Origin of the sequence: Mesorhizobium sp. CA12, assembly GCF_020165255.1 — a bacterium.
GTDB lineage: Bacteria > Pseudomonadota > Alphaproteobacteria > Rhizobiales > Rhizobiaceae > Mesorhizobium.
This window is the reverse complement of the sequence record NZ_JAIUHT010000004.1, coordinates 225,822-238,407: the sequence shown is the minus strand read 5'-3', so window position 1 is coordinate 238,407 and position 12,586 is coordinate 225,822. Positions and strand designations below refer to the sequence as shown.

The 12,586-nt window shown below is 64.2% G+C and carries 12 protein-coding genes and 1 pseudogene; 8 read left to right on the top strand and 5 right to left on the bottom strand.

What is annotated here, in order from left to right; translation table 11 throughout:
* Positions 1-32 precede the first annotated feature (32 nt).
* Positions 33-1,253, bottom strand: a complete 1,221-nt coding sequence (locus tag LB520_RS10010) for a helix-turn-helix domain-containing protein (protein ID WP_224637373.1) — start codon at positions 1,251-1,253, stop codon at positions 33-35.
* A 120-nt stretch (positions 1,254-1,373) separates the two neighbouring features.
* Between LB520_RS10010 and LB520_RS10005 the strand changes: the two genes are divergently transcribed.
* From LB520_RS10005 to LB520_RS09985, 5 genes and pseudogenes are all read left to right on the top strand, one after another.
* The gene (locus tag LB520_RS10005) at positions 1,374-2,123 is read left to right on the top strand and encodes a DUF899 domain-containing protein (RefSeq protein WP_095767840.1); all 750 of its coding nucleotides are present in this window, start codon (positions 1,374-1,376) and stop codon (positions 2,121-2,123) included.
* Between the two features lie 103 nt (positions 2,124-2,226).
* Entirely contained in the window at positions 2,227-2,469 is a 243-nt protein-coding gene (locus LB520_RS10000; RefSeq protein WP_224601630.1) for a hypothetical protein, read from the top strand.
* A gap of 117 nt (positions 2,470-2,586) precedes the next feature.
* Positions 2,587-3,645, top strand: coding sequence for an aminopeptidase (locus LB520_RS09995; protein WP_224637372.1), 1,059 nt, complete (start codon positions 2,587-2,589; stop codon positions 3,643-3,645).
* Positions 3,646-3,682: 37 nt separating this feature from the next.
* Positions 3,683-3,877, top strand: coding sequence for a hypothetical protein (locus tag LB520_RS09990; RefSeq protein ID WP_224637371.1), 195 nt, complete (start codon positions 3,683-3,685; stop codon positions 3,875-3,877).
* Between the two features lie 12 nt (positions 3,878-3,889).
* Positions 3,890-4,330, top strand: a pseudogene (locus LB520_RS09985) (methyltransferase domain-containing protein); the annotation flags it as partial.
* Between the two features lie 76 nt (positions 4,331-4,406).
* Here the strand turns inward: LB520_RS09985 and LB520_RS09980 are convergent.
* Positions 4,407-5,339 carry an AraC family transcriptional regulator gene (locus LB520_RS09980; RefSeq protein WP_224637370.1) on the bottom strand — a complete coding sequence of 311 codons (933 nt, stop codon included), beginning with the start codon at positions 5,337-5,339 and terminating at the stop codon, positions 4,407-4,409.
* A 75-nt stretch (positions 5,340-5,414) separates the two neighbouring features.
* Here LB520_RS09980 and LB520_RS09975 point away from each other — a divergent pair, with 75 nt between their 5' ends.
* The 3 genes from LB520_RS09975 (at position 5,415) to LB520_RS09965 (ending at position 8,683) form a co-directional block, all read left to right on the top strand.
* Positions 5,415-6,242: an oxidoreductase gene (locus LB520_RS09975; RefSeq protein WP_224601624.1), complete on the top strand. Its 828-nt coding sequence runs from the start codon at positions 5,415-5,417 to the stop codon at positions 6,240-6,242.
* 206 nt (positions 6,243-6,448) lie between these two features.
* Positions 6,449-7,852, top strand: a complete 1,404-nt coding sequence (locus LB520_RS09970) for a phospholipase D-like domain-containing protein (protein ID WP_411969872.1) — start codon at positions 6,449-6,451, stop codon at positions 7,850-7,852.
* Positions 7,853-7,876: 24 nt separating this feature from the next.
* Positions 7,877-8,683, top strand: coding sequence for an endonuclease/exonuclease/phosphatase family protein (locus LB520_RS09965; RefSeq protein ID WP_181170758.1), 807 nt, complete (start codon positions 7,877-7,879; stop codon positions 8,681-8,683).
* 12 nt (positions 8,684-8,695) lie between these two features.
* On the opposite strand, the gene LB520_RS09960 is transcribed toward LB520_RS09965, so the two are convergent.
* Genes LB520_RS09960 through LB520_RS09950 form a run of 3 tightly spaced genes read right to left on the bottom strand, consistent with a single transcriptional unit; the run spans position 8,696 to position 12,477 of the window.
* Positions 8,696-10,681 (bottom strand): glycoside hydrolase family 127 protein, encoded by a 1,986-nt coding sequence (locus LB520_RS09960; protein ID WP_224637368.1) that lies wholly within the window; start codon positions 10,679-10,681, stop codon positions 8,696-8,698.
* 18 nt (positions 10,682-10,699) lie between these two features.
* A complete protein-coding gene (locus LB520_RS09955) occupies positions 10,700-11,557 on the bottom strand; it encodes a carbohydrate ABC transporter permease (RefSeq protein WP_224637367.1) in 858 nt (285 codons plus the stop codon).
* Entirely contained in the window at positions 11,557-12,477 is a 921-nt protein-coding gene (locus tag LB520_RS09950) for a carbohydrate ABC transporter permease (RefSeq protein WP_224637366.1), read from the bottom strand. Before LB520_RS09950 ends, LB520_RS09955 begins: the two co-directional genes overlap by 1 nt.
* Positions 12,478-12,586: the final 109 nt, after the last annotated feature.

Here is a 12,586-nt window from a genome sequence, read left to right as displayed (position 1 = left end):
ACGTCTCTCCCTCGATGCCGAGTACCGGCAAACTAGTCGCTCGGCAGCGGACCGGGGAGTAACAAGACAGTCGGGAATCCGGTGACCGGCGGCATCATCCAGCGGCGCGCCCGGCCGCGGCCCACCGCCTGCACCTTGTGCTCGGCCGACAACTGCTCCAGCGCCCGCTGCACGGTGCGCGCGCTGGCGCCAAGCGCGATCGCCAGCGCCGAGCTCGACCAGGCCTCGCCATCGGTCAGAAAGGCAAGCACCGCGCCATGCTCATCCTCGACAGGCGGCGCCAGCACGACGATCTCGGCGGCGTTCAGCGGCGTCAACGCAAAGCCGCCGGCGGTCGCATTGATCTCGGCCATCCCGGCGAGCTCGGCGCGCAGCCGTCCCATCTCGACCCTGAGCCGTGCGCGATGCGATTCATCGACATGCCTCGCCCGGAAGGCGCGCCTCAGCAATGTCTCACGCGAGGCATCCGCCGGCCAGGTTTCGGCGAGCGTGCGCGCCAGCGCAAACAGCACCGGCCGGGTCGCCAGCGAGACCGCGGCGCCGCCTTCGCGCACGACGTTGCGGCAAGCATCGATGACCAGCGCGCCGGACCCCAGCAGCGCCTCGACCTCGTCGAGCAGCAACTCTTTCTCCGCGCCGCGCGCGATCAGCCGGCCCACCGGCGTGTTCAGCACCAGGGACGCCGCTTCGACTTCGGCCTTCAATGCCGGGATGTTGGCTTGATAGGCGGCAAGCGATGCGCGGCCGAATGCCGAGCGCGCCGCCTTTGTCCTCAGGCGCCGGACGGCGATGCCGGCCGCGGCCAGTTCATGCGCGACGCGCGCCACCGGCGGCAGCGGCGTCGGATCGAAGTCCGCAAGCAGGCGCTCGGCCTCGTCGAGGCGGCCGACCAGGATGAGGCGGCGCGCCTCGAGGCTGCCGGCATAGGCGGCGTTCAGCCGGTCGCCATGCGCGGCGAGCGTCGCGCGGGCGGACCGCAGCGCCTTCTCTGGCCAGCCGAGGTCGCGCGAGACCAGCGCGATCTCGGCCTCGGCGACGACGCAGCGGGCGCGCGCCACCGCTTCCCTCGGACTGAAGGCGCGGGCGGCGTCCTTCAGCAGCGCCTTGGCCTTGGCGAAATCGCCGAGCTGCGCCATCGCGATGCCGCGCAGGGCCAGCGCCGGCGCGTCGTCGCGCAGCGCGACGCGCTTCAAGGCGCCGAGCGGATCGCCCGCGGCGAGCGCGCGGCCGGCGGCATTGATCAGCGAATCCATGCCACCGTCTCAGCGCCCGCCGCAGCAAATCGCGTCACACTTGTAACTCTCACCATCGCAGTGCGCTGTCCTATGTCTGTCCTCGTCACCCCAACCAAACCCAAGAACGGGACAAGAGCAATGACCCAACATATGAAGACACCCCCGGTCGTTTCGCAGGAAGCGTGGGAAGGCGCCTATGAAGAGATGCTCGTGAAGGAAAAGGCGCTCACCCGCGCCCGCGACGCCTTGGCCGCCGAACGCCGCCGCATGCCGTGGATGGAAGTCAAGAAGGACTATGTGTTCGAAGGCCCGAACGGCAAGATGAGCCTGCTCGACCTCTTCGAAGGCCGCCGCCAGCTCGTCGTCTACCGCGCCTTCTTCGAGCCCGGCGTCTATGGCTGGCCCGAACATGCGTGCCGCGGCTGCTCGCTCGGCGCCGACCAGGTCGGCAACCTCGCCCATCTCAACGCCCGCGACACCACGCTTGCCTATGCCTCGCGCGCGCCGCAGGCCGACATCCAGCGGCTGAAGCAGCGGATGGACTGGAAGATGCCCTGGTACACCATCACCGATAGCTGGGATAAGGATTTCGGCGTCGACGAATGGCATGGCCACAACGTCTTCATCCATGACGGCAAGCGCATCTTCCGCACTTATTTCGTCAACAACCGCGGCGACGAAGCCTTTGGCACCGTCTGGAGCTATCTCGACGTCACCCCGCTCGGCCGCCAGGAGGTATGGGAGGATTCGCCCGAGGGCTATCCGCAGACCCAGACCTACAAATGGTGGAACTGGCACGACAATTACGAGGAAGGCGCCGCCCCCGACCAGAGATGGGTCGAGGTCTCGGATGCCGGCGAAGCGGCGTTCCGCAACAAGAACGCCTGAGCGTGAAGCGGTTCCGGCGGCGCAAACAGCGCGCCGCCGGAGCCGATCGCCTCGCGCTTGTTCCAACGGGCTCGAACCCTGTCCGCATCAGAAGGTGGATATCATGAGCATCGACAATCCTGCCCCTCGCCCAAACGGCCTGAGCGGCTTCGGCCTCGCCGACTGGCTTTGCCTCGCCGCGACTCCTACCTTCGCCATGATGGCGCTGCTCACGGCGGCCTATGGCGGCCAGGACATGATGTGCATGTCGGGCGCCTCGGCGCTCAGCGGCATGGTGCCGATGTATCTGTTGATGGCAGCGTTCCATCTGGCGCCGTGGCTGCGGCTGGCGGCGCGGCGGAGATGATGGCCGCTGAGCAATCTAAAGTCCGACCTGCCCTCCAGGTCTTGACGAAAATAGGCGCGCCTGAGACACGGGAGCAGACATTTGCTCCATGGGAGACGGGCAGGCGGTGGGCAGGCTGTGAAGCGCGTTTTTCGATTGCTTGCCGCGGCGATCCTGGCGTCCGGCGTGACTGGATGCACCAGCATTTCCTACTACGCGCAGTCGTTGGAGGGCCATGTCGAGATCATGGCCGCGCGCAAGAATGTTGGAAGACTGATCCGCGATCCGTCGACGCCACAGGCGTTGCGCGCCAAATTAACCTCCGCCAGCGCCATACGCCGCTTTGCCACGGAAGAGCTGGCGCTGCCCGATAACAACAGCTACCGCAGTTATGTCGACGTCGGTCGAAACAATGTGACCTTGGCCGTGTTTGCTGCGCCGCAATTCTCGCTTGCGCCGATAACTTGGTGCTTTCCAGTCTTCGGCTGCGTTCCCTACAAGGGTTATTTTTCGCGCAAAGACGCGCTCGAAAATGCCGCTGAACTGCAGCGGCAGGGGCGGGACGTCTATGTGTCGGGCGTCACCGCATATTCCACGCTGGGCTGGTTCAGCGATCCGCTGCTCAGCACCATGCTGCGTCAGGACGACACCTACCTCGCAAGCCTTATTTTCCATGAGCTGGCGCATCAGAAAATCTATGTGAACGGCGACTCCGCATTCAACGAGGCTTTCGCGGTTTCCGTCGAAACCACCGGTACGAGGAAATGGCTCCGCGCCACCGGCAATCGCGCCGGATTGCGCAGCTACGAAATCGATCGCAAGCGCAAGGCCGATTTTCTCGGACTGATATCGAAAACCCGGGATGAGCTGAGGCAGGTCTATGGAAGTCCCCGCAGCCCGCAGCAGATGACGGCCGCCAAAGCAGCCGCCATCGACAGGCTGCGGATGCGCTACCGGCAAATGCGCGACAGGCGATGGGCTGGATACCGGGGATATGATGCCTGGTTCGATAGTCCTATCAACAACGCAAAGCTCGCCGCGACCGCTGTCTACGGCGAACAGGTCCCGGCGTTTCTTCGCTTGTTCGACTTGTGCTCCGGCGACTACCCGAGGTTCTACGCTTCTGTTCGACGGATCGGAAATTTGCCCGCACCTTCCCGAGCCGAAGCGCTTAGAACCGTGGCTGCGTGCAATTGACCTATAAGGAATTCGGCATCCGGAGGCCGCGCGGACAATGTTGGACAATTATGAGGTGGACAGGTTCGGCGTGATCCACCAGATCGACTTCACACCGATCAAATACGACAAGAAATACATCTCCTATTATGAAGACCTGAGCGACCGGACCATCAAGCTCGGTTATCAGCGGCTTGGTTGGGTGCTTGGCATCACCGGCGAGATTCCTCGTTCCGTGCTGGAAATCGGATAAGGCACGGGCACGTTCATCGAAGCCGCGAAGATAACCGGCGTCGCCGATTGCGCCGGCTGCGATATCGCTGAATTCCCACTGCCCAAGGGTGTCCGCTTCGTCGATTGGGATGAGGCGCTCGCCGGCGCCTGGGACCTCGTCGCCATGTTCGACGTGCTGGAGCACATCCCCGATCTCGGCTTCCTTTCCCGGCTTCAGGCCCGCCACCTGGCTGTCGCCGTCCCCTATTGCCGCTGGCGCGAGCTCGGCGCCGACGGAGACGCGTGGTTCGCCAAATGGCGCATGCGCCTGCCCAACGAGCACCTGCACCATTTCGACCGCGACTCGCTGGTGGCGCTCCTCGCGGCCAACGGCTTCGAGTGTGTGACGCTGAACTTCTTCGAGGACGGGATCAGGCTGCGGCCAGGAGAAGCAGGTCCGAACATTCTGTCGGGTTTTTTCAGGAAGCTTTAGGCCGGCGGCCTTGCCGACCGGCTCTAGCGCGCCGCGACACTATGCCGACCCGTGACCGCTGAGCGGCAATAGCGGACTACTCTTCCGAGGCGAGCTCGCCCAGATGGCGACGGATCCAGCTCATCTCCTCAGAAGCCGTGCGTCCAAAATGCCGCTTGAAGTCGCGGCTGAACTGAGCCGCGCTCGCGTAGCCGACCGAAGCCGCGACCTGCGCGATCGTTGTCTTGCGTGCGATCATCAGTCTTGCCTCGTGCAGCCGCATGGCTTTCACATACTGCATCGGGCTGCTTCCGGTCATTTCCTTGAAATGAACGTGGTAAGAAGGCACGCTCATGCCTGCTTGTCCCGCGAGCTCGGCGACCGAGATTTCGGCGCTGTAGTTTTCCCGCAGCCATGCGAGGCTGCGCACGATCCTTCCCGACCTGCCTCTTTGCTGCAAGGCAGCGATCATCGCCCCGCCTTGCGAGCCAATCAGGACGCGGTAATGCAGCTCGCGCAGAAGGCTTGATCCAAGAACGGCGGTCTCGGCAGGATTGCGAAGCGCCGTCAGCAGGCGCAGCAGGACATCCTCGATGTCGGAGCCGATCCTGCTCGATACGAGACTTCGCGGCCGGTCGCTTCCCACATCCGAATGAATCTCCAGCTGCGCGGCAATGTCGGCCGCCATCCGCATGTCGAACTCGACATAGACCGCAAGCAGAGGACGATCGGGGCTGGCCGTCGATTCCATCCGAAACGGAACAGGGACCGACACCGCCAGATAATGGTCTTCATCGTACAGGTAGACCTCCCGTTCGAGGATGCCTCGCTTGCTTCCCTGCAGGACAAACACCGCACCCGGTTCATAAAGTACCGGGATGTCGTGAAGCACCGCCTCGGTCCGGAGCACGCGCACACGCTCGAGCGCGGTCGCATTATAGCCAACACGGTCGGCGATAGCTCCGGCCAACTCGACCAGCTTTCGTCTTCGCCCGATGTCCGCCCTGATAGGATTTGGCAAGCCATTCATAGGAACCGCAATCGTGGACGTTACCGCACCATACTATTTGCCAAGCTGCACTCCATCAATGAAGGACCGCAGATCATGGCAAAAAAGACCTTCTTCATCACTGGCGCCAATTCGGGCTTCGGCCTCGCCATCGCTTCCGCCGCCATCCAGATGGGCCATACGGTCATTGGCACCGTCCGGACCGAGACGTCACGCGCGGCACTTGCCGGATCCCTCCCAGCGATCCGCACCGTCATCTGCGATGTCACGGAGTTCGACCGCGTGCCGGACGTCGTCGCGCAGGCGGAGGAAGAGCACGGGCCCGTCGACGTCCTGATCAACAATGCCGGCTATGGCCACGAGGGCGTGCTCGAAGAGTCACCGCTCGAAGAGATGCGGCGTCAGTTCGATGTGAACGTCTTCGGCGCCGTGGCGGTCGCCAAGGCGTTTCTTCCCAGGTTCCGCGAGCGACGCCGCGGCTTCATCGTCAACGTCACGTCGATGGGCGGCATGATCACAATGCCGGGCATCGCTTACTATTGTGGCAGCAAGTTCGCGCTCCAGGGCATATCGGAAGTGATGCGTTCCGAAATGGCCCCATTGGGCGTTCGCGTTGCCGCCGTCTGCCCAGGCTCCTTCCGGACGGACTGGGCCGGACGTTCCATGGTCCGGACCGGGAGGTCCATCAGCGATTACGATGCGCTGTTCGATCCGATCCGGGAGGCCCGACAGGCGAAAAGCGGCAAGCAAATTGGCGATCCGGACAAGCTTGCGACGGCCGTATTGGCCCTGGTCGAAACCGAAGCCCCGCCGCCGCAGCTTCTGCTTGGCAGCGACGCCCTCAAGCTCGTGTCCGAGCGAATCCAGCGGCTGCAGCAAGAGATCGATGCCTGGAAAGCCGTAACTATCTCGACCGACAGCTGACCGCATAGCGACAAAGGCAAACGCGGTCAGGGCACTCGGCAAGCCTGACCTTGCCGAGTGTTCGGCGGGGGGCCATCGACGGGGCGAGTTTCGGACCAGCCTCACCGCCCGCATTGCCTTCCGCGCCGGCTCGCACAATAGTCGGGCCGATGTTCGAGGCGATTGCGAGTCACTGGTCGACGCTTATCCTGATCCTGTCGCTGGCGATGGCGGCGGTGGGCATCGTCCACGCCATCATGACGAAGGAAGACGTGCGCGCGGCCACCGGCTGGGTGGGCGTGATGCTTCTGTCGCCTTTCCTCGGCGCGATCATCTACGCCATTGCCGGCATCAACCGGATCCGCCGCGCGACGATCAGCGCCATGCGGCCGGTCTCGCCCGAGGCCGCTGCCGCCAGGCATGACCGGGACGTCGCGCTGGAAGCCTTGATCAACGCCGAATTCGGCCAGCGTTTCACCGGGCTGAAGACGCTTGGCGACAGAGTGGCGCGGCGCCCGCTCACCTCGGGAAACACCATCGCCGTGCTCAAGACAGGCGACGAAGCCTATACGGCGATGTGCCGGGCGATCGATGCGGCGCAACGAAGCGTGCTTCTGGAAACCTATATTTTCGACAATGACGCGGTCGGGGCGCTTTTCGTCCAGTCGCTCGGCAATGCCGTCAAGCGCGGCGTCACCGTGCGCGTGCTGATCGATGCCGTCGGCGTGCGCTATTCGGTGCCCAGCATCCTGAAGCAGCTCAGGGAGGCCGATGTCACGGTCGATCTCTTCAACGGCAACATCGTCATGGGCCTGAGACTTCCCTATGCCAATCTCAGGACTCACAGGAAGATACTGATCATCGACGGCACGGTGGCGTTCACGGGAGGCATGAACATCCGCAAGGGATTCTCGGCCGAGCTCGCCGGTTCCGACAGTTCGCGGGACACCCATTTCGAGGTCACCGGGCCGGTGGTGGCGGATCTGTTCTCGGTGGCCGCCGAGGACTGGCGCTTCGCCGGCAACGAAGCCCTGAAAGACGGACCCTGGCAGGTCGAGCGTGTCGTGCCGCCGCCGGGGCAGCCGATGCTGGTGCGCGCGGTCGCGACCGGGCCGGACGCGTCCAACGAAACCAATCTCAAGTTGCTGATGGGAGCGTTTTCGGTCGCCCGCAAATCGATCCGCATCATGTCGCCCTATTTCCTGCCGGACCGGGAGTTCATCAGCGCGCTGACCACGGCCGGCCGGCGCGGCGTCGAAATCGACATCGTCGTGCCGGCGGTGAACAACCTCTTCCTCGTCGACCATGCGATGACGGCGCAGTTCGACCAGGTTTTGAAGCACTACTGCCGCGTCTGGCGCCATGAAGGCTCGTTCGACCATTCGAAGCTGATGGCGATCGACGGCGTGTGGGCCTATGTCGGCTCTTCCAATCTGGACGCCCGCTCGCTGAGGCTGAATTTCGAGATCGACTTGGAAGTGCTGGATAAAAATTTCGCCGCCGAGATCGACGCCCGTATCGCGGCCGCCATCTCGACCGCGCAGCCGGTGACGCTGCAGACGCTGAAGGCAAGGCCGTTCGCAATCCGCGTCTTCGACCGTTTGCTGTGGCTGGGATCGCCCTATCTTTAGAGCAGGAAATCGAGCATCGGGATCATGGAGATAGACGACATCAAAGGACGCAGCCTGCCCGAGACCGTGCTGCTCTCGATCCGCAGCAGAAGCGCACGCAAGGCGAAGGCGACCCCGCGCAAGCGCGTCAACGACACGGAAATCGTCGTCGCCTCCTACAACGTCCACAAATGCATCGGCACCGACCGCAGATTCGACCCCGAACGGACGGCGCGCGTCATCCGCGAAATGAGCCCCGACGTGATCGCGCTGCAGGAGGCCGACAACCGCTTCGGCGACAGGGCCGGGCTGCTCGACCTGGCCCGCCTGGAGCTGGAAACGGGGCTGGTGCCAGTGCCGGTCAGCGGCAACGGCAAGGGGCATGGCTGGCGCGGCAATGTGCTGTTGTTCAAGCGCGGCACCGTGCGCGACGTCCACCAGCTCAAGCTGCCCGGACTGGAGCCGCGCGGCGCGCTGGTCGCGGAGATCGATCTCGACGAGAAACGATCGCTGCGCGTCATTGCCGCCCATCTCGGCTTGCTGCGCCGCTCGCGTTCGGAACAGGCCCGCGTCGTGCTCGACATCATGAGCAGCGCCGACGAGAGGCCGACGCTGCTTCTGGGCGACCTCAATGAATGGCGGCTCGGCAACCGCTCGGCGTTGAACACGCTGCACACGACCTTCGGCCCGACGCCGGCGGTGCCGACTTTCCCATCCGGCCTGCCGGTTCTGGCGCTCGACCGCATCATGGGCAACCGGCACGACCTGGTTTCAGGCGTCGAGGCGCATGACACGCCGCTGTCGCGCGTCGCCTCCGACCACCTGCCGCTGACGGCCTTCGTGCATCTTTGAGAGAAGCCGCTTTCACCCTTCCCGCAGCCAGACCAGCATCTCGCCGGGATCGCGATTGTCCCAGGCAAAATAGGGGACGGCCTTGAGCTTCGTCGCTTCCGCCGCCGGCGGCTCGGGGCGGTAGAGATCGGCGCCCCAGTTTTCCGCCTCAGCCCTGCTGCCGATGGCCGAAAGGGTGACGACGCCGCCGAGCAGGTTCGGCTCCTTATGGGCCTCGAGCTTTGCCTCGCGCGGCAGGGCGATGCGATGCAGCCCGCCGCCATTGTCGGTTTCCTCGACGCAGTAGATCAGCGGGCCGCGGGTGAGCGCCACGCGGCCGATGTCCTGGTGCACCTGCGGATTGGCGAAGAGGCGCGCCATCGACATTTCGAGATCGAGCTCGACCCTGTCGCCCTTTTGCCATTCGCGGCGGAGCGCTGCATAGCCGTCGACCGTCGCGGCTTCCAGATCGACGAGCTTGCCGTTGACGCGCAACGCCGCCTTGCGGCACCAGGCGGGTATGCGCAGGTGAAGCGTGAACTCTACGGGCGCCTCCGGCCCGATCTCGATCGCAATCGCGCCGTCCCAGGGATAGCTGCTGGTCTGGACGAGCGTCACCTGCCGGCCGGCGATCTCGAAGCGCGCAGTCGAATCGCCATAGAGGTGCACCGCCAGCGCATCGTCGGCGAGGCCGTAGAAATAGCTGCCGATGGACGCCACCATGCGGCCGATATTGGGTGGGCAGCACGGGCAGCGGTGCCATTTCCAGCGGTGATGGCCGCCGCGGCTCTCCAGCGGGTTCTCGTAGAAGAACAGCGAGCCGTCGAGCGACAGGCCGGAGATCGAGCCGTTGTAAAGCGCCCGTTCCATCATGTCGGCGTAGCGGGCGTTCGGCCCCATCCCCAGCATGCGGCTTGCCCAGAACACCAGGCCCACCGAAGCGCAGGTCTCGGCATAGGCGGTGTCGTTGGGCAGGTCGTAGTCGCTCGTAAAACCTTCGTTGTGCGCCGACGGACCGAGACCGCCGGTGACATAGAGGCTCTTGGTCATGAGATCGTCCCACAGGCGGTCAAGCGCGACCCTAAGCGTGTCGTCGCCATATTCGGTGGCGATGTCGGCCATACCGGAATAGAGATACATCGCCCTCACCGCATGGCCGACGACCTTGTCCTGCTCGCGCACCGGCTTGTGCGACTGGTTATATTCATAGGTCTTGAAGTGATAGGCTTTGGGATCGGCGCCGCGGGCGCGCGCCTCCTCGTCGAAATAATGGGGCTGCTGGCCGCGCTGGTCGATGAAATATTTCGCCAGGTCCATGTACTTCTTCTCGCCAGTCACCCGAGCGAGCTTGACCAGCGCCAGCTCGATTTCCTCATGGCCGCAATAGCCCTTCTTCTTGCCGGGCTCGGGACCGAACACCGAGCCGATGTGGTCGACGTAACGGGACAGGATGTCGAGCAGCTTGCGCTTGCCGGTGGCCTGAAAGTAAGCGACCGCGCCCTCGATCAGATGGCCGGCGCAGTAGAGCTCGTGGCAGTCGCGCAGGTTGGTCCAGCGCAGGCCGGGCTGGATGCGCTGATACCAGCTTGAGAGATAGCCGTCCTCCTGCTGCAGCTTGCCGAACATGTCGATGACGGCGTCGATCTTCTTCTCGAGCTCGGGATTGCGGCGACGGTAGAGCGAATAGGCCGCGGTCTCGATGGTCTTGCCCCAATCAGAATCCCAGAACATCTGTGTCGTCACAGTCGAGCCGGTGAAGGTAGGATTGGCTGCCTCGTCCGGCGACGGCGAATGGAAGGGGATGACGACGCCGGGCGACGAGCGGTCCGGATCGATCTGCTCCAGCATGCGCGCCTCGACGCAGCGGTCGTAGAGAATCTCGGCGGTGCACGTCGCGACCGCGTCGACACGGTCGCCCCAGAAGCCGCGAACATCGACCTGCGGCACTGGCAACGGCCGGAAGGCGAGCTTCGGCCTGGCCGAGGTGCCGGTCTGCGCGGCGGGCTGCGATGCGGTCATGATTTCACTCCATTCGAATTACTTGACGGCCCCGGCCATCAGGCCGCGGATGTAGAAGCGCTGCAGCGCCAGGAACAGGATCAGGCAAGGCACCATCATCACAGTCACGCCGGCCTGCACCGCGCCCCAGTCGATGGCACCGAAGCGGCCGGACTGAAGCGCCGTCATCATCACCGGCAGAGTGAATTTGGACTGGTCGGTCATCAGCACAAGGGCTGCCAGGAATTCGTTCCAGGCGCCAAGGAAGGCAAACAGCGCGATGGTGACGACGCCCGGCCAGACGAGCGGCAGCATCACCTTGACGAGCATGGTGACATTGTTGGCGCCATCCATGCGCGCGGCTTCCTCGATCTCGCGCGGCACGGCGTCGAAGGCGTTGCGCATCATGAAGATCGAGAACGGCAGCTGCAGGGTGACGTAGACGCAGACCAGGCCGGTCAGCGTGTTGTGCAGGCCAAGCTTCGTCAACACCAGGAAGATCGGCGTCAGGATCGACTGGAACGGGATCATGATCGTCGACAGGATCAGGACGAAGAAGAAATCCCGCAACGGGAAGCGGAAGCGCGAGAAACCGTAGCCGGCAAGCACGCTGACCAGCACCGAGAGCAGCACCGTCATAACCGAGACATAGATGCTGTTCTGCGCCGAGACCCAGAGCCCGTCGCCGAAGGAGTTCAGCGTCTGATAATTCTCGATCGAGAAACCGGTGGTCGGCCAGGGCGGCAGCGGCGGCTGGCGTGCCTCCTGCGCCGGCTTGAAGGTCGACAGCACGGTCCAGACGATCGGCGCCAGGAACAGCACCGAGGCGATGATGCCGGTGGAGTGCCTGGCGAGGCTGAAGCCGACTCTCCGCTTTTGCGACATCGCCTCGGCCATTAATCGAGCCCCTCGGGCTTGCGCAGCAGCCAGAGCTGGATGAGGCTGAGCGCCACCAGGATGACCAGCAGCACCATCGAGAGCGCGGCGCCGTAGCCGAGCTTGAACGAGACGAAGGACTGGTTGAAGATCCAGTAGACCGCCGTCAGCGTCTGGTTGCGCGGGCCGCCGCGCAGGATGATGTAGAACTGGTCGAAGGCGAGGATCGAGCCCGCCACCGACAGGATCAGCGCCAGCGCCAGCGTGCGGCGCATCAGCGGCAAGGTGATCGCCCGGAACCTCGCGAACGGCCCTGCCCCGTCGATGACCGCCGCCTCCTGCAGATCCTGCGGGATCGACTGCAGCCCGGTCATCAGGATGATCATGGTGAAGCCGGCGACCTTCCAGACCACCATGGCGATGATCGACCAGAAGGCCGGCTGGAACGTGGCGAGAAGATTGACCTTCTTCGCGGTGAGGCCGAGATCGAAGGCGGCCGGGCTGAACAGGCCGGAATCGACGTTGAGCAGCCAGGACCAGAGCAGGCTCGCCGAGGCGAAGCCGACCACCGCCGGCATGAAGAAGGCGGTGCGGTAGAGGTTGGTCAGCGGACGCGGTTTTTCGATGAAGATCGCCAGCGGGAAGGCGACGGCGAAGATCGCGATGGTGACGATCACCGTGTAGTAGAAGGTGAATTTGAGCGCGTTCCAGAAGCGCGTGTCGCGCAGGATCGCGAAATAATTGTCGAGGCCGATGAAGGCATGCTCGCCCATCAGCGGCCAGTTGTGGAGCGACATCCAGGCGGTCATGCCGAGCGGGATGACGAAGAAGACGGTGACCAGGGCGACAGCCGGCAGGACATAGAGCAGGCCCTCCCATTGCCGGCGGCTGACGCCGATGCGTGAGCGGGCGGGAGCGGAGGTTGCGGTGATGGCGGTCATGGCCGGGCTCCCCCTTCTCCCCTTGTGGGAGAAGGTGGATCGGCGCGTAGCGCCGAGACGGATGAGGGGTGTTCCAGGGAACGCCAACGCCTCACTCCGCTGGAACACC